The 21,996-nt window shown below is 60.7% G+C and carries 21 protein-coding genes and 1 pseudogene; 18 read left to right on the top strand and 4 right to left on the bottom strand.

What is annotated here, in order from left to right:
* The first annotated feature begins 26 nt into the window (after window positions 1-26).
* The 3 genes from HB680_RS29780 to HB680_RS29770 are packed head-to-tail and all read left to right on the top strand — an operon-like array spanning window position 27 to window position 3,277.
* Entirely contained in the window at window positions 27-1,544 is a 1,518-nt protein-coding gene (locus HB680_RS29780; protein ID WP_213941876.1) for a TolC family protein, read from the top strand.
* Window positions 1,545-1,559: 15 nt separating this feature from the next.
* Entirely contained in the window at window positions 1,560-2,345 is a 786-nt protein-coding gene (locus tag HB680_RS29775; RefSeq protein WP_213941875.1) for an aspartyl/asparaginyl beta-hydroxylase domain-containing protein, read from the top strand.
* Window positions 2,333-3,277 carry a sulfotransferase family protein gene (locus HB680_RS29770; RefSeq protein WP_213941874.1) on the top strand — a complete coding sequence of 315 codons (945 nt, stop codon included), beginning with the start codon at window positions 2,333-2,335 and terminating at the stop codon, window positions 3,275-3,277. The genes HB680_RS29775 and HB680_RS29770 overlap by 13 nt, the downstream gene beginning before the upstream one ends.
* Before the next feature lie 263 nt (window positions 3,278-3,540).
* On the opposite strand, the pseudogene HB680_RS29765 reads toward HB680_RS29770, so the two are convergent.
* From HB680_RS29765 to HB680_RS29755, 3 genes and pseudogenes are all read right to left on the bottom strand, one after another.
* Window positions 3,541-3,914, bottom strand: a pseudogene (locus HB680_RS29765) (DUF6124 family protein).
* Window positions 3,915-4,381: 467 nt separating this feature from the next.
* Window positions 4,382-5,140 (bottom strand): slipin family protein, encoded by a 759-nt coding sequence (locus HB680_RS29760; protein ID WP_054050285.1) that lies wholly within the window; start codon window positions 5,138-5,140, stop codon window positions 4,382-4,384.
* A gap of 2 nt (window positions 5,141-5,142) precedes the next feature.
* Window positions 5,143-5,676: an NfeD family protein gene (locus HB680_RS29755; RefSeq protein ID WP_213941873.1), complete on the bottom strand. Its 534-nt coding sequence runs from the start codon at window positions 5,674-5,676 to the stop codon at window positions 5,143-5,145.
* Window positions 5,677-5,873: 197 nt separating this feature from the next.
* On the opposite strand from HB680_RS29755, the gene HB680_RS29750 reads away from it, so the two are divergent.
* The 4 genes from HB680_RS29750 to HB680_RS29735 all read left to right on the top strand — a co-directional run bounded on the left by HB680_RS29750 (window position 5,874) and on the right by HB680_RS29735 (window position 7,360).
* Entirely contained in the window at window positions 5,874-6,335 is a 462-nt protein-coding gene (locus tag HB680_RS29750; RefSeq protein WP_213941872.1) for a YbaK/EbsC family protein, read from the top strand.
* Window positions 6,336-6,452: 117 nt separating this feature from the next.
* A complete protein-coding gene (locus HB680_RS29745; protein WP_213941871.1) occupies window positions 6,453-6,698 on the top strand; it encodes a DUF2789 domain-containing protein in 246 nt (81 codons plus the stop codon).
* A gap of 145 nt (window positions 6,699-6,843) precedes the next feature.
* Entirely contained in the window at window positions 6,844-7,089 is a 246-nt protein-coding gene (locus HB680_RS29740; protein WP_133840022.1) for a type II toxin-antitoxin system prevent-host-death family antitoxin, read from the top strand.
* Window positions 7,079-7,360 (top strand): type II toxin-antitoxin system RelE/ParE family toxin, encoded by a 282-nt coding sequence (locus tag HB680_RS29735; RefSeq protein WP_169372203.1) that lies wholly within the window; start codon window positions 7,079-7,081, stop codon window positions 7,358-7,360. The genes HB680_RS29740 and HB680_RS29735 overlap by 11 nt, the downstream gene beginning before the upstream one ends.
* On the opposite strand, the gene HB680_RS29730 is transcribed toward HB680_RS29735, so the two are convergent.
* Window positions 7,357-7,554 carry a hypothetical protein gene (locus tag HB680_RS29730; RefSeq protein WP_169372202.1) on the bottom strand — a complete coding sequence of 66 codons (198 nt, stop codon included), beginning with the start codon at window positions 7,552-7,554 and terminating at the stop codon, window positions 7,357-7,359. The two genes, HB680_RS29735 and HB680_RS29730, sit on opposite strands and share 4 nt — an antisense overlap.
* A 195-nt stretch (window positions 7,555-7,749) precedes the next feature.
* Here HB680_RS29730 and HB680_RS29725 point away from each other — a divergent pair, with 195 nt between their 5' ends.
* From HB680_RS29725 to pgaD, 11 genes are all read left to right on the top strand, one after another.
* Window positions 7,750-8,178, top strand: coding sequence for a MarR family transcriptional regulator (locus HB680_RS29725; RefSeq protein ID WP_213941870.1), 429 nt, complete (start codon window positions 7,750-7,752; stop codon window positions 8,176-8,178).
* A complete protein-coding gene (locus tag HB680_RS29720) occupies window positions 8,175-10,247 on the top strand; it encodes an FUSC family protein (protein WP_213941869.1) in 2,073 nt (690 codons plus the stop codon). Before HB680_RS29725 ends, HB680_RS29720 begins: the two co-directional genes overlap by 4 nt.
* Window positions 10,244-10,453, top strand: coding sequence for a DUF1656 domain-containing protein (locus tag HB680_RS29715; protein ID WP_054050271.1), 210 nt, complete (start codon window positions 10,244-10,246; stop codon window positions 10,451-10,453). The genes HB680_RS29720 and HB680_RS29715 overlap by 4 nt, the downstream gene beginning before the upstream one ends.
* Window positions 10,450-11,337: an HlyD family secretion protein gene (locus HB680_RS29710; protein ID WP_123516005.1), complete on the top strand. Its 888-nt coding sequence runs from the start codon at window positions 10,450-10,452 to the stop codon at window positions 11,335-11,337. Before HB680_RS29715 ends, HB680_RS29710 begins: the two co-directional genes overlap by 4 nt.
* Window positions 11,334-12,782, top strand: a complete 1,449-nt coding sequence (locus tag HB680_RS29705; protein ID WP_213941868.1) for an efflux transporter outer membrane subunit — start codon at window positions 11,334-11,336, stop codon at window positions 12,780-12,782. The genes HB680_RS29710 and HB680_RS29705 overlap by 4 nt, the downstream gene beginning before the upstream one ends.
* An 82-nt stretch (window positions 12,783-12,864) precedes the next feature.
* A complete protein-coding gene (locus HB680_RS29700) occupies window positions 12,865-13,500 on the top strand; it encodes an NADH:ubiquinone oxidoreductase subunit N (RefSeq protein WP_123409399.1) in 636 nt (211 codons plus the stop codon).
* Window positions 13,501-13,810: 310 nt separating this feature from the next.
* Window positions 13,811-15,316 carry a YdgA family protein gene (locus HB680_RS29695; protein WP_213941867.1) on the top strand — a complete coding sequence of 502 codons (1,506 nt, stop codon included), beginning with the start codon at window positions 13,811-13,813 and terminating at the stop codon, window positions 15,314-15,316.
* Window positions 15,317-15,550: 234 nt separating this feature from the next.
* Entirely contained in the window at window positions 15,551-18,031 is a 2,481-nt protein-coding gene (gene pgaA, locus HB680_RS29690) for a poly-beta-1,6 N-acetyl-D-glucosamine export porin PgaA (protein ID WP_213941866.1), read from the top strand.
* 12 nt (window positions 18,032-18,043) lie between these two features.
* Window positions 18,044-20,041, top strand: a complete 1,998-nt coding sequence (gene pgaB, locus HB680_RS29685; protein ID WP_213941865.1) for a poly-beta-1,6-N-acetyl-D-glucosamine N-deacetylase PgaB — start codon at window positions 18,044-18,046, stop codon at window positions 20,039-20,041.
* Between the two features lies 1 nt (window position 20,042).
* On the top strand, window positions 20,043-21,398 hold the full coding sequence (gene pgaC / locus HB680_RS29680; protein ID WP_213941864.1) for a poly-beta-1,6-N-acetyl-D-glucosamine synthase: 1,356 nt from the start codon (window positions 20,043-20,045) through the stop codon (window positions 21,396-21,398).
* Window positions 21,395-21,922: a poly-beta-1,6-N-acetyl-D-glucosamine biosynthesis protein PgaD gene (gene pgaD / locus HB680_RS29675; RefSeq protein WP_213941863.1), complete on the top strand. Its 528-nt coding sequence runs from the start codon at window positions 21,395-21,397 to the stop codon at window positions 21,920-21,922. The genes pgaC and pgaD overlap by 4 nt, the downstream gene beginning before the upstream one ends.
* The last annotated feature ends 74 nt before the right edge of the window (window positions 21,923-21,996 follow it).

The raw sequence follows: 21,996 nt of genomic DNA, 5'->3' as shown, positions 1-21,996 counted from the left end.
GTGCGGCACCTAGGGGCGATCCAGGGATGAAAAGAAGTCATAAGTTATTCGGTGCCAGCCTGTTGGCACTGGCGATCAGCGGATGTGCGGTCAAAAGTGAGCCGATTGAACGTAGCGTCAGTGAGCAGCGTGCCAAAAGCGACATGCAAAACATGTTCACCGGTCAGGAGCCGCTCAATGGCCCGCTGACCTTGCACCAGGCGATGGCCCGTGCGGTGAAATACAACCTCGAAGGCCGGCTCAAGATCATGGAAGAGGCCTTGGCTAAACGCCAACTCGACCTCGCCAGTTTCGACATGCTGCCGCGCATGGCGTTGGATGCAGGCTACGTCGGGCGTAGCAACCAGGGGGCCTCCAGCAGCCAGAGCGTGCTGACCGGCACCCAGTCTTTGGAGCCGTCGACGTCCCAGGACCGTGACCGTCGCGTGGCCGACCTGACCATGGTCTGGAACGTTCTCGACTTCGGCGTCAGTTACATCAGCGCCAAGCAGCAGGGCGACCAGCGCCTGATCGTTCAGGAACGCCGGCGCAAGGTGATCAACACCATCGTTCAGGACGTGCGCTCGGCCTATTGGCGCGCCGTGGCTGCCGAACGCCTGCTCACGCAAATCGACAGCCTGATGGCGCGGGTCGATACCGCCCGCAGCAACAGCCAGAGCATGAGCGAACAGCGCATCGGCGACCCGGTCGTGGCGCTGGGTTATCAACGCTCGCTGATCGAGGCGACCCGTCAGTTGCAGGAGCAGCGCCGCGCGTTGTCCCTGGCCAAGACTGAACTGTCGACCCTGATCAACCTGCCGATGGGCACCGACCTGAAACTGGCGACCCCGGACGACTACGCGATCCCGCAACTGAAAGTCGGCATGGCCAGCCTCGAACACGAAGCCCTGGCCAGCCGTCCGGAACTGCGCGAGCAGGATTACCAGACCCGCATCAGCACCGCCGAAACCCGTAAAGCCATGCTGCGGCTGTTGCCGGGGCTGGAGTTTTCGGCCGGCGGGCATTACGACAGCAACTCCTTTTTGGTCAACGACAAGTGGGCCGACTACGGGGTCAAGCTGACCTGGAACCTGTTCAACGTGATTTCCGCTCCGGCGGCGATCAACGTGGCCAAGGCCGGCGAAGAAGTCGCCAAGGCCCGGCGTCAGGCGATGTCCATCGCGGTGCTGGCGCAGCTCTATGTCGCCAACGCCAACTACCAGGAAGCGCTGCATCAATTCCAGACCAATCAGGAACTGTCGAGCATCGACGGGCAGATTCTCGGGCAGTTGCGTAACCGTCATCAGGCGGCCGGCCTCGGCGAACTGGATCTGATCCAGGGCGAACTGAACACCTTGCAGGCGGATTTGCGTCGGGACCTGTCCTACGCCGATCTGCGCAACGCCTATGGCCAGATCTTCGCCAGCGCCGGGCTCGACCCGATGCCGGATGAAGTGCAATCCACCGAAGTCCAGTCCATCGCCACCGCGTTGGCCAATCGTGAAGCCGCGTGGGCGTCGGGCAACATTGCAGTGCCGACGCCCCCTCAAGCTCCGGCCAAATAACCTGCTGGCGAAGTGATGAGCCGCGCGGCGTTCTCTCGCCTGCCAGTAACGGTGGATCTACCGTTGCTGTTGCAGGCGCTGGCGGCGATTGGCGAAGACGCATGGCACGGTCATTTCAACACGGCGTACTTCACTGGCGACTGGAGCGGCGTGGCGCTGATTTCGGCGACAGATGCGTTGACTGAACTGTCGCCAGGCCTCGGTGAACCGCTATTGCGTGCGCCTTGGCGGCGAGATGTGCGGTGGCAGCAAGGCTTGCGCGACCTGCCGCTGGACATCGTCTCGGCTCGTCTGTTGCGGCTTGGGCCGGGCGGACAAATTCATGAACACCGCGACTATGACCTGGGCGAGCCGGACGCCGATTTGCGTCTGCACATTCCTCTTTTAAGCCCGCCGCATGTGGACTTTATGCTCGACGGCCAGCGCATGCCGATGGCAGCGGGGGAATGCTGGTTTCTCGACCTGTCGCGGCCCCATCGCGTGGACAATCGCGACAGTTCGGCGCGGGTTCATCTGGTGCTCGATTGCCGTCCTGGTCCTTGGTTGGAACAGGCGATTATTGAGGGCCTTCCGACAACGCCTGCGCCTGATGTCAGCGAAGGGGCTTTGCTGCAGTTTCAGCGGTTAGTGGCGGGCGATCCGCAGCTATCGCAGACGTTGCAGGGCTTGCGGGACATTGAGGTTTTTATCACCCGCACCTTGGCACTGGCGGCTGAGCGAGGCCTGGTGTTTTCCCGCGAAGAACTGCGGACGGCGATGCGCAACGGCCGTCGCCAATGGAATGAACAATGGAACGCCTGAACCTGGAAGGCTGGTTGCCGATTCGGATCTGGCAGCAGGCCGGCGAATGGCAGGTGGATTGGTGTTGGTTCGGTGATACGCCGCTGCATCAGCCGTTTTTTCGCGAGGCCGTGGACGATGCGCTGCGGTTGCCGTTCAACCAGGCGTTTCGTCGGCAAACGCCGTTGGCTGTGCTGGGTGACTGGCAGGCCGAGAGTCCTGGTTTGGCGCCAAGCGCGTTTATCTTTCACGCTTCGCGGTGTGGGTCGACGTTGATCAGTCAGATGCTGGCGCGCCTCGATGATCACATCGTTATCAGTGAACCACCAACCTTGGATGCTTTGCTGCGCAGTGGTTTGCCTGCCGTCGAGCGGCGGGCCGCGATTGAGGGGTTGTTGTCTGCTTATGGCCAGCGTCGTTGCGGTTTGGAGCAGCGGCTGGTGATCAAACTCGATGCGTGGAACATCGCTGAACTGCCCTTGTTGCGCGAGTGTTTTTCCGACACGCCTTGGCTGTTTGTGTACCGCGATCCATTGGAAATTGCCGTTTCCCATCTGCGACGAGCGGGCATGCATATGGTGCCGGGGATGATTGGGGCGAGTGGGTTGGATGATGAATTACCCGTTGATAGCCGCGAGGATTACATCGCGCGGCGGCTGGGGCGATTGCTGTCGACGGGGTTGGCGCAATGCCGGGAGTTTGGAGGGGTGGCGGTGAATTACAGCGAATTGCCGGGGGCCATGGCGGGGCGATTGGCCGGGTTCTTCGGGTTGGATGATTTGCAGCGAGAGCAGGTGTTTGCGGCGGTGGGGCGGCATGCCAAACAGCCTTCGGAAGTGTTTGTAGGGGACAGTGATGACAAGCGCCGCGAGGCCTCGGCGCTGTTGTTTGAGCGGGTGGAGTGTTGGGCGCGCGAGCCGTATCAGGCGTTGGAAAATGGTCGGCAGGTCTGACGCCTTCGCGAGCAAGCCCGCTCCCACAGTGGAGCTTCGGTGAACCCAGATGGTGTGCACGACCGGAATCCCCTGTGGGAGCGAGCCTGCTCGCGAAAGCGGTGTGTCAGTCACTATTGATGTTGAATTTTATGGCCTCTTCGCGAGCAGGCTCGCTCCCACAGTGGATCTTCGGTGAACACAAATGGTGTGCACGACCGGAACCCCCTGTGGGAGCGGGCTTGCTCGCGAAGGCGGCCTTCAATTCACCTCAAATCTGACGGCTAAACCTTGCCTTCAGCCATCGCCTCATGGTGATCCATCACCCGCTCCACCAATAACTGCACGCCATCGGTCAAACGGCTGATCGCCAGGGCGACGGAGCGGCGTGTGCCTTCCACATCGTCCGCCAGGTTAGCCGCAATCGCGCTGATGGACAGCAGGTCTTCGGAAGCATTGGCCAGCATCGCTTCGGGATCGTCGACATCCGGGGCGACGGCGAAGAGGTGGTATTTACGGTGCTTGGGTCGCTTTTCTTCAGTCGGGGGAAGTAGTGGGCGAAGGCGCGGTCGGCGGCTTCTTTCATTTTTATGGCGTCGAGCGCTTCGGGGGAATCGGTTCCAGAGTTATCTGGGGGATTAGGAGTCGCTTTGAACATGATTAGCCTCTTATGTAAAAGATGCTGACCCGGTTCGCTTGCACGCGAAATGAGGGTGGCAGCTATGTGCGGGGTGCAAGACCGAGTAAAAGGCCCACCAACAAAACCTCGGCAGATCCGAAGATCTCCCGCACACAGCCGCCATAAAGCGAAGTCAGCGAGCACAAAGCGCTCGTTGAATGCCTATAGGCTAGGAATTGTTGGTCGTTTTACCCGGACTTGCACGTCCGTGTCACCGTTTATTCAGTGACAAGGCCAGACTAGACCTGGCTCCGGACCGGAACAAGTTCACCAACACCGCTACAACTTGAAGGAAATCTCCGATGCGATTGCCGGACGTGGGTGTCTGTAGGAAAGATCAAAAGATCGCAGCCTTCGGCAGCTCCTACAGGACGTGGGCTACCGCCGTGTCGGATTGGAAACACCGTATGTAGGAGCTGCCGAAGGCTGCGATCTTTTGATCTTCCTCAAGGCTTTGACGACAAATCCGCCATCCCCTTGAGCAACTCAATCGGCAACGGAAAGACAATCGTCGAACTCTTGTCCCCGGCAATCGAACTCAACGTCTGCATATACCGCAACTGCATCGCCCCCGGCTGCCGCCCCAGCATTTCCGCGGCTTGCATGAGTTTTTCAGACGCCTGCAATTCACCCTCGGCGTGGATCACCTTGGCCCGCCGTTCCCGTTCGGCTTCGGCCTGTTTGGCGATGGCGCGCACCATCGACTCGTTCAGGTCCACATGCTTGATTTCAACGTTAGCGACCTTGATCCCCCAATTGTCAGTCTGAGCGTCGAGCACCTGCTGGATGTCGACGTTCAACCGTTCCCGCTCGGCCAACAATTCATCGAGCTCATGCTTGCCGAGCACCGCGCGCAACGTGGTCTGGGCCAATTGGCTGGTGGCCATCAGGAAGTCTTCGACCTGAATGATCGCCTTCTGCGGATCGAGCACACGGAAGTACAGCACGGCATTGACCTTCACCGAGACGTTGTCCCGGGTGATCACATCCTGGGGTGGGACGTCGAGGACGATGGTCCGCAGGTCGACGCGGACCATTTGTTGCACCGCCGGAATCAGCAGGATCAGGCCGGGGCCTTTGACCTGCCAGAAGCGCCCGAGCTGGAACACCACGCCGCGCTCGTATTCACGCAGGATACGAAAGGTCGACCCCGCCAGTGCAATCACCAACAGCAACAGCGCGGCAAAACCCAGTTGCAGGCCCATGGTTATTCTCCAGCCGGCGCCGCGTCAGCCGCGGCCACTTGTAGCAATAAGCCCTTGCGCCCCACGACCCGGACGTTCTGCCCCGGTTGCAGCGGCGTGGTGCTCAGCACTTGCCACTTTTCACCCTGCAAATGCACCCAACCGTTGTAGGCACTGTCGGGCTGTAGCGACATCACCGGCGTCACGCTGCCCACCAGTCCGGCGTCGCCACTGACGACGCGGCGCGGGCGGGTTTTCAGGGCGTGGATCACCAGGAAAATCAGCAACAAAACGCTGATCAGTCCCAGGCCGATCATCAACGGCGCGGGCACCTCGGTGTTGGTCAGAATCACCGCGCCGGCGACAAACATCACCAGGCCGCCGAGACCGATCACGCCGTAATTGGGCAAGGTCGCTTCGGCCACCAGAAAGGCGATGCCAAACACGATCAGCCACATGCCGAGGGGATCGGGAACGAACAGGACAACGTTGTCCGCCGCGAAAACCGATCCGCTCAAGGCCAACAGCAACGCCACTGCACAGCAACGAATGTTCACGTGACCCTCCGGGAGAGTCGGGGTGGTTCTTTATAGAGTTTAGCTGAGCTGTGAGTTGTACGAATTTTGACCCGTTTTTCCGTGATTCCGGCGGGCAGATTTCCCGCGCGATGGCGCCAGCGGGCCTAGACTTTCAGTGGAAGAAAACGGCTTTAACCATCGTCCGTTTGTGATTGCAACGGACACCGAGGTGCATCATGCGTATGGCAAGAACGGTGCAGGACAGCCTCAACAAGGCTCAATGCGAATTCGACATCGTCACCCACCCGCACTCGGCCAGCAGCCTTGAAACAGCTCGCGTGTCGGGCATTCCTGCCGAACGGGTGGCCAAATCGGTGATCCTCGACGACCACCACGGGCATTACCTGATGGCCGTGCTCCCCGCCAGCCGTCACCTGGACCTGAGCAAAGTCCGCGGCAGCGGCGAATGGCAAATCACCCGGGAAAGCACCCTGGCGCACCTGTTCACCGACTGCGAACGCGGCGCAGTGCCGGCGCTGGGTGAATCCTATGGCATGGACATGGTCATCGACCCCTTGCTGACCCGGCAGAAAGACATTTACCTGGAAGCCGGCAACCACAACAACCTGCTGCACATGAGCATGCCGGAGTTTCTGAAAATGGTGCCGCATGCGCAGGTTTGCGAGTTGAGTCATTAGGTTTACGGTGTCAGTGATATAGCCTTCGCGGGCAAGCCTCGCTCCTACAGAAGAACGCGATCCCTGTAGGAGCGAGGCTTGCCCGCGAACAATTTTTCAGCCACCCCGGAGCCCACCATGGAATCCCCAACCCACAGCCTGCCGTCCCTGTTCAAACAACTCGGCCTGGCCAACGACCCGGTCAGCATCGACCAATTCATTGCTACCCATTCACCGCTTAAACCTGAATTGCATTTGGCGGACGCGTTTTTCTGGAGCGAAAGCCAGGCGGATTTTTTGCGGGATGAGATTCTGGAGGATGCGGATTGGGCGGAGGTGGTGGATCAGTTGGATGTTTTGATGAGGAAGGGGCGAGGGGTGTAAAAAAATCTGGGAGAAAAGGGCGAAATGTAAAAAAATCTGGTGAGTGGTAAAAAAATCTGAGGCCAAGGCCGTGCAGTAAGTTTTTTCTGAGTTGCTCAGCGGGGATCAATAGACCAGAATAACGACCTTAATTGAGGTCTTAATTATGCAAAATGTTCTGGCCGACATTGCTGTCAGCGTGTCTGAGTTAAAGAAAAATCCATCAGCGGTACTGAACGGCGCCCATGGCGGGCCTGTGGCAGTGCTGAATCACAATCGCGTCATGGGTTATATGGTTCCGGCCGATGTTTTTGAATCCATGATGGAACGCCTCGATGATCTTGAGTTGGCGGAAATTGTTCGCTCACGTAGGCATGAAACACCGATCCCGGTAAATCTGGATGACCTATAAGCTTGAGTTCCTGCCGTCCGCACGCAAGGAGTGGGACAAACTGGGTCATACGCTGCGCGAACAATTCAAAAAGAAACTGGCAGAGCGACTCGAGCTCCCGCGAGTGCCGTCGGATTCGCTACACGGCATGCCTGACTGCTACAAAATCAAGTTGAGGTCGGCGGGGTACAGATTGGTGTACGAGGTTATTGATGAGCGTGTGGTGGTTTCCGTGGTGGCAGTTGGCAAGCGTGAGCGCAGTGCTGTCTACGACCGAGCAAAACAGCGCTAACTAGCCTGACCTGCTGACTTTGCCGCTTGCGCCCGTCTCGCGGCAAATTCACTTTCGATCTCTTCATTGCTGAAGCATTCGCCCTTCAGCGATAACCTTGCCTTGTCTACTTTTCTTTGCAGGAAACTGAGGTAGTGCTTTGAAACTGCGGGATCCAAGGTGTTATCGAGTTTTGATGCAGAGATTTTAGTCATTGATTCAGCCTCGGTCAGGACGTAGGGCGTTATGCGGTTCCGAATGCTACGGCGATTCCTGTCTGGACCATGCGTGATGCCCTTCAACGAATTTGTTTCAAAACTTGACCACCCTTTCCCTCGAATGCGATATTGATAGTTAGCAAACTAACAGTGTGTCATTCCCCCGTGCCAAAGAACCTCGACGCTCTCCAGATGAACATCAGCAGTGCCATGGTGGTGGCCGCCAGGCATTGGCGGAAGATCTGCCAGACCACGCTGGTCAATTATGGAATCTCCGAAGCCTGCGCCGTCCCGTTGTTGATGATCGGGCGTTTGGGGGAGGGTGTGCGGCAGGTGACGGTGGCGCAGGCGGCGGGGATGGAGAGTCCGTCCCTGGTGCGTTTGCTCGATCAGTTGTGTCATGCCGGTTATGTGCGCCGGACGGAAGATGCCCATGATCGCCGCGCCAAATGCCTGAGCCTGACCGACACCGGTCGGGAGTTGGTGCAAGCGGTTGAAGTCGAGCTGGTGCGTCTGCGTCATGAAGTGCTGGAAGGCATCGACCAGAGTGATCTGGAAGCCGCACTGCGTGTATTGCGGGCCTTTGAAGCCGCCAATCCCCCGCTGGTGATCCAGCCTTGAGCGGTTTCTGGACAGGCGTTCCCCCGGCGCGGGACTGGTTCTACGGTGTGCGTACCTTCGCGGCGTCGATGATCGCGTTGTACATCGCCATGCTGATGCAGATGCCGCGTCCGTACTGGGCGATGGCCACGGTGTATATCGTTTCCAGCCCATTCGTTGGCCCGACCAGTTCCAAGGCGCTGTACCGCGCGGTCGGCACGTTCATGGGCGCGGCGGCGGCGGTATTTTTTGTGCCGATGTTTGTCCAGAGCCCATGGGTGCTGGTGGTGATCATCGCGTTGTGGACCGGGACGTTGTTGTTCCTGTCCCTGCACCTGCGCACTGCCAACAGTTACGCCTTGATGCTGGCCGGTTACACCTTGCCGCTGATTGCCCTGCCGGTCTTGGATAACCCGCTGGCGGTGTGGGACATCGCCGAGGCACGCACCGAAGAAATCTTCCTGGGTATCGCAGTGGCGGCGGTGGTCGGCGCGATGTTCTGGCCTCGGCGATTGGCACCGGTGTTCAACGATTCGGTGAATAAATGGTTCACCGACGCTTCGACTTACAGCCTGCGTTTTCTCAGTCGCAACGTGCAGCCGGAAGAAGTCAGCGCCCTGCGTGCGGCGATGGTCACCACTTTCAACAGCCTGGAACTGATGATCGGCCAGTTGCCCCACGAAGGCGCGCGGCCGCAAACGGTGCGTAACACCAAGGAATTGCGTGGACGGATGATCCACCTGCTGCCGGTGATCGATGCCCTCGATGATGCGCTCTACGCCCTTGAGCGCCGCACCCCTGAGCTTGTGGATAAGTTTGCGCCACTGCTCGAAGCGACCACCGAATGGCTCAACCACAAAGACGCCGACCTCGACCGCTGGCAAGCGCTGAAAGATCAGCTCGAAGCGCTGCAACCGAGTGCCGAAGCGCTGGAGGATCGCAAGCAATTGCTGTTCTCCAACGCGCTGTATCGCCTCGGTGAGTGGATCGATTTGTGGCAGGACTGCCGCAGCCTGCAATACGCCATCCAGTGCGAAAGCCAGGACAACTGGCGCGCGGTGTATCGGCACTGGCGCCTCGGTCGCCTGACGCCGTTTCTGGACCGTGGGTTGATGCTTTATTCGGCAATGTCCACGGTCAGCGCGATCATCGTCGCTTCGGTGCTATGGATTTTGCTCGGCTGGACCGATGGCGGCAGCGCGGTGATTCTGGCGGCGGTGGCGTGCAGTTTTTTCGCCTCGATGGACGACCCGGCGCCGCAGATTTTCCGCTTCTTTTTCTGGACGGCGATGTCGGTGTTGTTCGCCAGTCTTTACCTGTTTCTGGTCCTGCCGAATCTGCATGACTTCCCGATGCTGGTGCTGGCGTTTGCTGTGCCGTTTATCTGCATCGGCACCCTGACGGTGAAGCCGCAGTTTTACCTGGGCATGTTGCTGACGCTGGTGAACACCTCGTCGTTCATCAGCATCCAGGGTGCCTACGACGCGGATTTCCTCAGTTTCTCGAACTCCAACCTCGCCGGGCCGATTGGTTTGCTGTTCGCGTTTATCTGGACCCTGATTGCCCGACCATTCGGTGCGGAACTGGCGGCCAAGCGCCTGACCCGTTTCAGTTGGCGCGACATCGTCAGCCTGACCGAGCCGGCGACCTTGTCCGAACACCGCAAGTTGGGCGTGCAGATGCTCGATCGGCTGATGCAGCACTTGCCGCGTCTGGGTTTGATCGGCCAGGACACCGGCGTCGCGCTACGGGAAGTGCGGGTGGCGCTGAACCTGCTCGACCTGCTGGCCTACACGCCGCGCGTGCTCGGCGTGCCGCAAGTGTTGCTGCATCAAGTGGTGACGGAAGTCGGCGAGTACTTCAAGGCGTGCCTCAAGGCCGGCGAGCGTTTGCCGGCGCCGAGTCCGTTGCTGATGACCATGGACCGCGCCCGTCGCGCCCTCAACATCGAGTGCGATGACGGCGCCCGCCTGCATTTGCTGCACGCCTTGAGCGGTCTGCGCCTGGCCTTGTTGCCCGGGGTTGAATTCGTCGGCACACCACAACCCGAAGAACCACTGCCCCATGGCATCGATGGAGCGCCTTTATGATCGGTGATCTGGATATCAGCGGGGTGTTCCTGCCCACGTTGCTGGTGCTGATGGGCATTACCTACCTGTTTTACCTGTTGGTGCACGGGGTGCTCACGCGCCTGCACTTTTACCGTCTGGTCTGGCACCGGGCATTGTTCAACGTGGCTCTCTACGCTTTGCTGCTCGGCGCCGTGGACTCACTCAGTCGATACCTGATGACATGAAAAAACCTTTTTTGACCATTGGTCGCGTGCTGCTGACCCTGCTGATCGTGAGCTTCGCCGTTGTCGTGGTCTGGCGCATGGTGATGTATTACATGTTCGCGCCCTGGACCCGGGACGGGCACATCCGTGCCGACATCGTGCAGATCGCGCCGGACGTGTCCGGGTTGATCCAGCAAGTGCAAGTGCGCGACAACCAGTTGGTGCAGCGCGGCCAGGTGCTGTTCAGCATCGACCAGGACCGTTTCAAACTGGCCCTGCGCCAGGCGAAAGCCGCCGTGGCGGATCGCGAAGAAACCCTGGCCCAGGCCCAGCGCGAGGCCAAGCGTAACCGTGGCCTCGGCAACCTGGTGCCGGGCGAGCAACTGGAAGAAAGCCTGTCGAAAGTCGCCCGTGCGCAATCGGCCTTGTCCGAAGCGTTGGTGACGGTGGACAGCGCCCAACTCAACCTCGACCGCTCGACCATCCGCAGCCCGGTGGACGGCTACATCAACGACCGTGCGCCTCGCGCTCAGGAATTCGTGACCGCCGGACGGCCGGTGTTGTCGGTGGTGGACAGCAACTCATTCCACATCGACGGCTATTTCGAAGAAACCAAACTCGACGGCATTCACGTCGGCCAAGGCGTGGATATCCGGGTGATCGGTGACCGCGCTCGCTTGCGCGGGCATGTGGAAAGCATCGTCGCCGGCATCGAAGACCGCGACCGCAGCAGCGGCAGCAACTTGTTGCCCAACGTTAACCCGGCGTTCAGCTGGGTGCGGCTGGCCCAGCGGATTCCGGTGCGGATCGCCTTCGACGACGTGCCGGCGGATTTCCGCATGATTGCCGGGCGCACCGCGACGGTATCGATCATCGATGACAAGACCGAGGAGCCGGCGAAATGAGCAAAGCCTCGGCTTTGGCGGTGGCCGGGTTAGGCCTGTTGCTGTCGGCGTGTCAGGTGGTCGGGCCGGATTATCACTTGCCGGACGAGGCTGCTGTGCACCGTGAGGACTTACAGGGCAACCTGCTGCCGAACGACAAAGACGTGGTCTCGGCACCGGTGCCGAGCGATTGGTGGCGTCTGTATCAGGACCCGCGTCTCGACCAATTGGTGCAGCAGGCCATGGCCTCCAACACTGATCTGCGCGTGGCGGCGGCGAACTTGTCCCGGGCTCGGGCGCAAGTCGATGAAGCCCAGGCAGCGGGCGGCTGGAGCGGTGGCGTGAAGATGGGCGCCCAGCGTTTGCAGGAGTCCGGCGAAGCGTTTCTGCTGCCGGAGAAAGTACCGGTGGCCAACGTCGGCGACATTGGGATTACCACGTCTTATCAGTTCGACCTGTTCGGCACTTTGCAGCGCGGCATCGAAGCGGCCAAGGCTAATGCCGATGCGACCCAAGCAGCGGCGGATACGGCGCGCATTACCCTGGTAGCCGACGTGGTTCGGGCCTACACCCAAGTTTGCGCGGCCAATGAAGAGCGGGAAATCGCCCAGCATTCCCTCGATCTGCAAGCCCAAAGCACCACCCTGACCCAGCGTCTGCGCGATGCCGGGCGCGGTGATGAAACCCAGGTCACCCGTTCGCAAACCCAATTCAAATCCTTGCGCGCCGACATGCCGCGTTATGAAGCATCGCGCCAGGCCGGGTTGTTCCGCTTGTCGATGTTGCTGGCCAAACCGCTGGATCAACTGCCGGCTGGCACCGACAGCTGCGCCGAATTGCCGAAGATTGCGCAATTGTTGCCGGTCGGTGACGGCGCCACGCTGCTCAAGCGCCGCCCGGATGTGCGTCAGGCCGAGCGCCGTTTGGCCGCCGCGACCGCCGGCATTGGCATCGCCACTGGCGAGTTGTACCCGGACATCAGCATCGGCGCGTCCATCGGCACCGTCGGCACCCTGGAAAACCTCGGCAAGCCGCAGACCAATCGCTGGGGCTTCGGCCCGTTGCTGAGCTGGACCGTGCCGTCCAACGGCTCCCGCGCGCGAATCCGCGAAGCCGAAGCCTCGACCCAAGGTGCGCTGGCGCACTTCGACGGCGTGGTGCTCAACGCGATCCGCGAAACCCAGACTGGCCTGGCCCAGTACTCCGCGCTGCTGCAACGCCGCGATGCTCTCGCCGATGCCGAGCAGTCGGCGCAACTGGCGGCGGACCAGACTCACCGCTTCTTCCAGGCCGGCCGCGCGTCGTTCCTGGCGGACCTGCAAGCCACTCGCACCTACACCGATGTCACGGCGCAACTGGCGTCGGCCAACACTCAGGTCGCGATGAGCCAGATCGATTTATTCCTCGCCCTGGGCGGCGGTTGGGAAAGCGGACGAACGCAAGCGTCACAACCCGGCAAACCCTGAGGCCGTTGCTATGCTTTGACTTGATGAGGTCGCGTGACGATCTCATCAATCAAGGCTCGCGTTGGTCATGGGGACTCTAATAATGAAAAACCCTTATGCTCCCGGCTTCTGGTGCGCTATTGCGGCATTGGTGTTGCTGTCGGCCACCTATTTCTACGGCATCATGCTCGCCCACCAGATCGACAAGGCGCTGGTGTTCCTCGACAGCGCGGCGGCACTGATTGCCGTGATGTCCATCGTCGTGGTCGCCTGGGCTTCGGTCCAGGGCACGCGCATCAAACGAAGACACCTCGAACAAGGCAAAACCCTGGTGCTGATTTGGGACACCAAGGTTGCGCTGCGCCGGGTCGAAACCGTGTTCGACCGCTATTTTTGGGGCAGTTACTGGCAACCGGGGCGCACGTTCCAGGAAGTCATGGGGGAACTCACCGGCACGCCGCTGGAAAAAAGCCTCGAAGCCTTGAAAACCCAATGCCTGGCCCTGGATAAACAGGTCACGGAAGAGGGCTGGCACTGGCTCAACAACGCCCGCGAACTCTCCGACGTCGCCAACGCCATGGCCCGCGAACGCTATCAACTGGACTTCTGCGACCCGCGCGCGGAAGTGACGGGCGGGGCGGTGATCAACCGGGACTTTGAAGTGCTGGTCTATACGTGGACGGCGCGGCTGAAAAGCTTTGATCATCAGTTGGATGAGATTGAAGTGCAGTATTCCTGATTTGTAGTTGACTGGACCGGCGCCTTCGCGAGCAAGCCCGCTCCCACAGTTGTTCTCTGGTGTACATAAATCCTGTGTTCACCACCGATCCAATGTGGGAGCGGGCTTGCTCGCGAAGGCGATTCCTCGACCGCTGAAACTCTCAACCCTTACGAGCGGTCCATAGACACTCTTTCACCTTTAATCATTGGGCCCTCTCGCCCCGCAAATGCTAATCTCCATCGCACTTTTGCGCAGTCGTGACCACGACCCGTCATGGGTTCAGGGAAGACGACCACATTTTCAACAACGGACATTGATCGGGTAATTCATGAATAAATCAGCAGGCGTGCTTCTTGGAATTGTCGTGGCCATCGGTGCAATCAGCGCCGGCGGTGCCTGGTACACCGGCACTAAACTGGAAGGCGTGCTCAACGCCTCCGTCGCTGACGCCAACAAAGAGCTGCAAGCCGCGCTGGTGGGTTCCAACGGCACGGCGTCTCTGGAATTGGTGTCCGTGGAACGTGGTGTGTTCAGCAGCACCGCGCATTACCGCCTCAAGGGCGAAGGCGAGATGTTTGGTGAAGCGCCGGTCGAATTGCTCTTCGTCGATCGTGTCGAGCACGGCCCGCTGCCGTTCTCGCGCCTGGCGTCGTTGAAATGGTTGCCGGTCATGGCCACCAACCACTTCGAGCTGGAAAAGACTTCGACCACGGAAAAATGGTTCGCTGCCGCCAACGGCCAGTCGCCAGTCAAAGGCGTGGTCAACATCGGCTACGACAATTCCACCAACGGCACTTTCGAATTGCTGCCGCTGGAAGTGGCCCTGGATGACAAGTCCAGCCTGAAGTTTTCCGGGTTGAACATGGACATCGCCGCCAGCGCCGAGGCCAAGAAGGTCAAGGCGGACGGCTACATGGACAGCCTCAAGCTGACCACCGTGTCGGAAGATCAGGCGCCGGTCACCGTCGAGATGAACGGCCTGACCGTGGCCAGCAACCTGGTCAAAAGCACTTACGGCTACTACACCGGCGAAAACACCGTCGAGCTGACCAGCAGCAAGACCACTTTCGGTCCCAAGCAGTCGGTGGTGGGCGTCAACAAATTCGAAATGAAGAACCAGACCGAAGAATCCGGCACCAGCGCTTCCGGGCGTGCGGATTACAAGGTCGGCGAAGTGTCGTTCAACGGTAAAACCGTCGGTTCGGCTCAGATGGCCATGAGCCTGAAGAACCTCGACATCCCGTCGACCATGTCGCTGATGCAGATTTACCAGACCAAACTGCAACCGTATGAGAAGGCCGCCGCCGAAGCCGCTGCTGCCGGTGAGCCAGCACCCGAGCTGAACCTGACGCCGGAAGAAGAAACGCAGGTGAAGGCCGGTCTTGAAAAACTCCTGGCGGCCGGCCCACAGTTGGCGCTGGAAAACCTGTCGTTCAACACCGCCAACGGTGAAAGCCGCGCCAACCTGGTGCTGGACCTGACCAAACCGGCCTCCATGGACCTGCCGCCAGATCAGTTGGTCCGTCAGTTGATCGCCCTGTTGGACATCAACATCAAAGTGTCCAAGCCGATGCTGGTTGACCTGCTCAGCCTTCAGGCGCAAGCGGATGGCCAGACCGACGCCAAGACCATCGTCGATCAGGCAACTGCCACCAGCGACATGTTCAGCAGCATGGCCGTGGGCACGCAACTGGCTAAGCTGGAAGGCAGCGACGTCGTCACCAAACTGCATTACGCCAACAATCAGGTGGAATTCAACGGCCAGAAAATGACCGTCGAGCAGTTTGTCGGCTTCGTGATGGGCAAACTTGGCGGCGCTGGGCAAGTCCAGTAAAACCAAGGGTTACACCGCGACGCCCGGCCTCACACGCCGGGCGTTTTGCTGTCCGGGATTTGAACAGGGCCAAGTAATGGCACGAATCTGAATAAATATTGCGTTCTGAATGGCTGACCAAACTCGCGTGCAAGACTGCGCCCCGACAAGCTGGCTGGGTCTTGTGACCCGGCTTTCCGTTACGAGTGGGCGAGGGGCATTGCGACCCGGCTGGCCATGTAAGGATGCTGACGAATGCCGCGTTTTGCAGGTCCCTTTATTCATCGTGGCTTACGCCCGTTGTTTCGCGTTGCGTTGTGCAGCCAGTTGCTCTGGCCGGCGCTGGCGTTTGCCGACACGCCTTACGACCAGATGGTCCGCGATGCCCGGGCGGGGAACTACGCGCCGGCGCTGACGGTGCTGCGTCAGGTGCCGGTGAGCCAAGTCACGACCGGCCAGGTCAGCGACCATTTGCAGATCGCCAGTTGGGCCGGGCTGGACGCTGAAGTGGTGCAGGTCTATGAAACCCAGGGGCGCCACCGCGTGCTGCCGGTTCAGGCGTTGACCGCCACGGCCCGGGCTTATCGCAACCTCAAGCGCTGGGATTCGGCGACTGAGGTTTACAACAAGGCCCTGGCGCTGGAGCCACAAAACCCGGACCTGCAACTCGGTTTGGCCATGACCCAGGCTGACGCCGGCAAACCTGACGAAGCCGTAACCCGCAGCAAAGCGTTGGTGGCGGCCAAACCGGACGATCCGTCCCGGCGCCTGGCGCTGGCCTATGCCTTGACCCGCGCCGGCAACAACTACGACGCACTGTTCGAATACGATCAGGCCTTTATTCGCGCTGGCAGCAAACCCGAGGTCGCTCGGGAATATGTGTTCGCCCTGCAACGCGCGCGCCTGCCGGAACCGGCCCTGCGCCTGGCCCGGCAACGGCCGGGATTGATCGATCCGGTGCAATTGCGACGCATCGAAGGCGACCTCGCCGCCGAGCGCGTGCGCCTGGCGGAACTGGCCACCCGCAGCGAAAAAGAACGTTATGTGATCGCCGATCGAGCGCTGGCCGACTACGACCATTTGCTCGCCACCTGGACCCCGGACCCGGCGGCCCACGACGACGTCACCCGTTGGCGCATCGACCGCATGGGCGCCCTCAAGGCCCGTGCGCGCACCGCCGAGGTGATCAGCGAATACCAGAAACTTAACGGCGAAGGGGTGAAGATTCCGACCTACGCCCTGCGCTGGGTGGCGTCGTCCTACCTCGACCAACGTCAGCCAGAAATAGCCACTGACCTCTATCGCCAAGTGCTGGTTGCACCGGACGCCGACGTCGGTGATCGCCTCGAAGACAGCACCGCGCTCTATTACGCGCTGCTCGAAAGCGACAAGGCTGAAGAAGCGCGCACAGTCGCCGAGGATCTGGCTAAAACCCAGAAACCACGGGTCGAACTCAAGGGCTTGCCAGTGGGCAACCCCAACGATGAATGGATGGACGCCCAACAACTCGCCGCCCAGGCCGGGACCTACGGGGCCGATCTGCCGTCCGGCGAGCAGCGTTTACAAACGTTGGTCGATCAGGCGCCGGGCAATATCGGTTTGCGCCTGGCCCAATCCGATTTGTACCTGGCCCGGGACTGGCCACGCCGCGCGGAATTACAGCTCAAGGAAACCGAGAGCATGGTCCCGCGGGACATGGGACTCGAAGTCGCCCAGGCCCACACCGCGATGGACCTGCAGGAATGGCGGCAGATGGATGCGCTGACCGACGATGTGGCGGCGCGTTTCCCGGATAACCGTCAGGTCCAGCGCTTGCAGCGTCAGCGCGACGTGCACGACATGGCCGAACTGCGGGTGCAGAGCTACGGCGGCAAGAGTTATGGCGGCGGCGACAGCGGTGCCGGTGCGGTGTCCGGGAGCAAGGATTTCGGGATCGAAACCGTGCTCTACAGCCCGCCCATCGATGAAGACTGGCGCGTATTCGCCGGCGTCGGTTACGCCACGGGAGATTTCCAGGAAGGCACCGGGCGTGATCGCACGCAACGGCTTGGTGTCGAGCGTCGCACCCGAGACATGACCCTGGAAGCCGAAGTCTCCAATCACAACTTCGGTTACGGCAACAAGCAAGGCGCACGTCTGGCGATTGCCCGGGACATCGACGATCACTGGCAGTACGGCGGCAGCCTCGCTTACCTCTCGGCGGACACACCGTTACGCGCACTGAACAGCGACGTCACGGCCAACGGCGGCAGCGGCTTCATCCGCTGGCGCGCCAATGAAAGCCGCGAATGGAAACTGGCGGTCAGCCCCTCGCATTTCAGCGACGGTAACAACCGCGTCGAAGCCTTGCTCACCGGGCGCGAAGGCGTCTACACCGCGCCGAAAGTGCAAGTCGATGTGGGCCTGGAAGTCGGCACCAGCCACAACTCCGCCTCCGAGGACGTGCCGTACTTCAACCCCAAATCCGACTTCAGCGTGCTGCCGACGGTGAACGTCAATCACGTGCTGTATCGCCGCTACGAAACGTCCTGGAGCCAGCAGTTCCAGGCTGGTGCGGGCACCTACAGCCAACGCGATCACGGTACCGGCGGTATCGGCCTGCTGGGCTACGGCCAGCGCTACAGCTGGAATGACGTGTTCGAGGTGGGCGGCTTGTTGACCGTGATCAACCGGCCCTACGACGGCGACCGCGAAACCGATCTGCGCCTGCTCGTCGACCTCACTTACCGCTTCTAGAAGAGTTTGAAGATGCCTTTTATCTCGCGTTTCATCCTTCTGCTGGGAGCGCTGCTGGTCAGCGCCTGCGCCCAGCAAGCCCCGGCGTTTACGCCGCCGTCCGAGCGCCCGGTGCCGGCCAACGAAACCCCGTGGCCGAAGAACCACGTGCTCGGCATCGCTTACCACGACGTCGAAGACCGCGACCCCGATCAAGCAGTGGTGGCGGTGCGCACCGAACGCATGATCGAGCAGCTTGCCTGGTTAAGGGAGAACAACTACAAACCGGTCACCGTCGACCAGATCATCGCCGCGCGCAACGGTGGTCCGGAGCTGCCGCCCAAGGCGATTCTGCTGAGTTTCGACGACGGCTATTCAAGCTTCTACACCCGCGTACTGCCGGTGCTGCGCGCCTACAACTGGCACGCCTTGCTGGCGCCGGTCGGCGTGTGGATTGATACGCCGCTGAACCAACCGGTGGATTTCGCCGGGACACCGCGTCAGCGTTCGGACTTCCTGACCTGGGAGCAGATCCGCGAAATCTCCAAATCCGGGCTAGTGGAAATCGCAGCGCACACCGATGCCAGCCACAAAGGCGTGTTGGCCAACCCCCAAGGCAACCTGCAACCGGCCGCCGCGACCCGCCGCTACGATGCAGTCGCCGGGCGCTACGAAACTGAGGCCGAGTTCCAGGCGCGGATGCGCAGTGACGTCGCGACCATCACCGAGAAAATCCGCAAGGTCACCGGTTACAAGCCGCGCATCTGGGTTTGGCCGTACGGCGCGGCGGACGGCAGTTCGCTGCAAGTGGTCAGCGAGCAGGGCTATAAAATGGCCCTGACGTTGGACGACGGCCTCGATGCCCTCGACAACCTGATGAGCAGCCCGCGCTTCCTGGTGGCCTCGGATCCGGACGGCGAGCACTTCGCTAACAGCATCGTTTCGGTGCAAGCCGAATCGCTGATGCGCGTGGTGCATGTGGACCTGGATAACGTCTACGACGCCGACCCGGCGCAGCAGGAAATCAACCTCGGCAAACTGATCCAGCGCATGGCCGACATGGGCGCCAACACCGTATTCCTGCAAGCCTTCGCCGACCCGCAAGGCGATGGCCTGGTGCATTCGTTGTACTTCCCCAACCGTCACCTGCCGGTGCGCGCCGACATCTTCGACCGCGTGGCCTGGCAGTTGCGTACCCGCGCCCACGTCAAAGTCTTCGCCTGGATGCCGGTGCTGAGTTTTGCTCTGGATTCGAAACTGCCCCGCGTGACCCGTTGGGACCCGAATACCGGCGCCACCTCGGTGGATCCGGACCAGTACAAACGCCTGTCGCCGTTCGACCCGAACGTGCGGCGTGTCATCGGCGAAATTTACGAAGACGTCGCACGCCTGACCTCAGTCGACGGCATCCTTTATCACGACGACGCGGTGCTCTCGGACTTCGAAGACGCGAGCCCCGAAGCGCTCAAGGTGTACGCGGCCAACGGCCTGCCGGGCTCGATTGCCGCGTTGCGTGATGACCCGGCCACGCTGCAACGCTGGACCCGGTTCAAGAGTCGCTACCTGATCGACTTCACCAATGAACTCACCGCCAAGGTCCGCGCCATTCGCGGCCCGCAGGTGCTGACCGCGCGCAATATCTTTGCCGAACCGATGCTCAATCCGCAGAGCGAAGCCTGGTTTGCGCAGAACCTCGACGACTTCCTCGGCACCTACGACTGGACGGCGCCGATGGCCATGCCGCTGATGGAAGAACAAAGCCACGCGCAATCCGGGCCATGGCTTGAAGCGTTGGTTGCCACAGTCAAGGCGCGTCCCGGTGCGCTCAACCGCACGGTGTTCGAATTGCAGGCCAAGGACTGGACCAAACACACCGATTCCGACATCGACGGCGCGCAGCTGAGCGACTGGATGGGCCGCCTCAAACGTCAGGGCGCCACCAGTTTCGGCTACTACCCGGACAATTTCCTCGAGAACCAGCCGGACCTGAACACCGTGCGGCCCGCGCTCTCCAACAAGTGGAATCCATAACATGCTGGATAGACTGCTGGCCCTGCTGGTACTGGCGATTGTCCTCGGGATACCCCTGGGGCTGATCTTCCTGGTTACCGGACAATTCCTGATGGACTTCGTGTTCTTTTATCCGCTGTTCATGTCCGGGCTGTGGATCGCCGGTGGCCTGTATTTCTGGCTGCACTGGGAGCGTCACTGGCCGTGGCAGGACGACACCTTGCCGCCGCCATTGGCCGGCGAGCCGCTGATTTCGATCCTGATCCCTTGCTACAACGAAGGTGACAACGCCGCCGACACCATTCACGCGGCGCTGGCCCAGCATTACCCGAACATCGAAGTGATCGCGATCAACGACGGCTCCAAGGACAACACCGCCGCCGTGCTCGACGCACTGGCGGCGCAAGACCCTCGCCTGCGGGTGCTGCACCTGGCGGAAAACCAGGGCAAAGCCGTGGCCCTGCGCATGGGCGCCATCGCGGCACGCAGCGAGTATCTGGTGTGCATTGATGGTGACGCGCTGTTGGCGCCGAACACGGCGGCGTATCTGGTCGCGCCGATGCTCGATAACGCACGCCTCGGCGCCGTGACCGGCAACCCGCGCATCCGCACTCGTTCGACGTTGGTGGGACGGGTTCAGGTCGGTGAGTTTTCGTCGATCATTGGTTTGATCAAGCGTACGCAACGGGTGTTCGGGCGGATCTTTACCGTCTCTGGCGTGATCGTCGCTTTCCGGCGTTCGGCGCTGAACCGGGTCGGTTACTGGAGCCCGGACATGATCACCGAAGACATCGACATCAGTTGGAAGCTGCAACTGGACCACTGGAGCATCTTCTACGAGCCCCGCGCCCTGTGCTGGATTCTGATGCCGGAAACCCTCGGCGGCCTGTGGAAGCAGCGTCTGCGCTGGGCTCAGGGCGGCGCCGAAGTGTTGTTCAAAAACATCCGTGGCATCTGGCAATACCGCCATCGCTACTTGTGGCCGCTGCTGTTCGAATATTGCCTGTCCACCGGTTGGGCCTTCACGTTTCTGCTGTCGGTGATCTTCTGGGGCGTGGGCAAGTTTGTCGACATGCCTTCGGCGATCGCGGTGGATCATTTGCTGCCACCGGCCTTTACCGGGTTGCTGCTGGCGATGGTCTGCCTGGTGCAATTTGCGGTCAGCATTCTGATCGACCGGCGTTATGAAAAAGGCCTGGGCAAAACCATGTTCTGGGTCGTCTGGTATCCCTTGATGTTCTGGCTCATCAGCTTGCTCACCACCCTGGTCAGTTTTCCCAAAGTGCTGTTCGGCCAACACCAGAAACGCGCGCGTTGGGTCAGCCCGGACCGGGGCATCAAACCGCTGAATGATGAAGAGGAAGAGGTCATCAAATGAAAATCATCAGAACCCGGCAGCGGCCTTTTCTGGTCGTGATCGATGCCTTTTTCACGGTGCTGGCCTGGATCGGTCTGCTTTATCTGCTGGTGCGCGGGTTGTGGCCGCTGGTGGACACCCACGACGGGCCGCGCATCGATGCGTCGGTGTTCGACGCGCTCGGCACCTTGCAGATTTATTTGTGGGTGGCGGTGTTGAACGCGGTGATCCTGATTTCCTGGGCGCGTTATCAACATCGCAAAAGCAAAAGCTTCGCCCAGCGTCGACTGCCGGCGCCGGTGGTGGACGATCATGGTTTGAGCAAGAGCTTCAAGTTGAGCGGCGATCGGTTGGAGAAGCTGCGCACGCCTGGCTCGATGACGATTCACAACGATCAGGACGGCGACGTCAGCCATGTGATTACGCACTACTTCCCGATTGATCAAGCACAGCGAGCGTCGCCGCTGGCACCGCTGGAGCATCCGTTGGTGATTCGCTTGCCGGCTGAGGATGACGACAATCGCGAACCGGTAATCCATCTCTGACGCAAACACACCTCCCTGTAGGAGCTGCCGAAGGCTGCGATCTTTTGATCTTGAAGGTCAAAAGATCGCAGCCT

It is taken from the genome of Pseudomonas sp. dw_612, from assembly GCF_018449725.1.
Classification (GTDB): Bacteria; Pseudomonadota; Gammaproteobacteria; order Pseudomonadales; family Pseudomonadaceae; genus Aquipseudomonas.
Note: the sequence above shows the minus strand (reverse complement) of the source record. Positions and strands in the feature narration are given on the sequence as shown.

Coding starts and splice junctions, on each gene's coding strand:
- HB680_RS29780 (WP_213941876.1), top strand. CDS start 27: ATGAAAAGAAGTCATAAGTTATTCGGTGCCAGCCTGTTGGCACTGGCG.
- HB680_RS29775 (WP_213941875.1), top strand. CDS start 1,560: ATGAGCCGCGCGGCGTTCTCTCGCCTGCCAGTAACGGTGGATCTACCG.
- HB680_RS29770 (WP_213941874.1), top strand. CDS start 2,333: ATGGAACGCCTGAACCTGGAAGGCTGGTTGCCGATTCGGATCTGGCAG.
- HB680_RS29760 (WP_054050285.1), bottom strand. CDS start 5,140: ATGGGCCTGCAACTGGGTTTTGCCGCGCTGTTGCTGTTGGTGATTGCA.
- HB680_RS29750 (WP_213941872.1), top strand. CDS start 5,874: ATGCGTATGGCAAGAACGGTGCAGGACAGCCTCAACAAGGCTCAATGC.
- HB680_RS29745 (WP_213941871.1), top strand. CDS start 6,453: ATGGAATCCCCAACCCACAGCCTGCCGTCCCTGTTCAAACAACTCGGC.
- HB680_RS29740 (WP_133840022.1), top strand. CDS start 6,844: ATGCAAAATGTTCTGGCCGACATTGCTGTCAGCGTGTCTGAGTTAAAG.
- HB680_RS29735 (WP_169372203.1), top strand. CDS start 7,079: ATGACCTATAAGCTTGAGTTCCTGCCGTCCGCACGCAAGGAGTGGGAC.
- HB680_RS29730 (WP_169372202.1), bottom strand. CDS start 7,554: ATGACTAAAATCTCTGCATCAAAACTCGATAACACCTTGGATCCCGCA.
- HB680_RS29725 (WP_213941870.1), top strand. CDS start 7,750: ATGAACATCAGCAGTGCCATGGTGGTGGCCGCCAGGCATTGGCGGAAG.
- HB680_RS29715 (WP_054050271.1), top strand. CDS start 10,244: ATGATCGGTGATCTGGATATCAGCGGGGTGTTCCTGCCCACGTTGCTG.
- HB680_RS29710 (WP_123516005.1), top strand. CDS start 10,450: ATGAAAAAACCTTTTTTGACCATTGGTCGCGTGCTGCTGACCCTGCTG.
- HB680_RS29705 (WP_213941868.1), top strand. CDS start 11,334: ATGAGCAAAGCCTCGGCTTTGGCGGTGGCCGGGTTAGGCCTGTTGCTG.
- HB680_RS29700 (WP_123409399.1), top strand. CDS start 12,865: ATGAAAAACCCTTATGCTCCCGGCTTCTGGTGCGCTATTGCGGCATTG.
- HB680_RS29695 (WP_213941867.1), top strand. CDS start 13,811: ATGAATAAATCAGCAGGCGTGCTTCTTGGAATTGTCGTGGCCATCGGT.
- pgaA (WP_213941866.1), top strand. CDS start 15,551: ATGCCGCGTTTTGCAGGTCCCTTTATTCATCGTGGCTTACGCCCGTTG.
- pgaB (WP_213941865.1), top strand. CDS start 18,044: ATGCCTTTTATCTCGCGTTTCATCCTTCTGCTGGGAGCGCTGCTGGTC.
- pgaC (WP_213941864.1), top strand. CDS start 20,043: ATGCTGGATAGACTGCTGGCCCTGCTGGTACTGGCGATTGTCCTCGGG.
- pgaD (WP_213941863.1), top strand. CDS start 21,395: ATGAAAATCATCAGAACCCGGCAGCGGCCTTTTCTGGTCGTGATCGAT.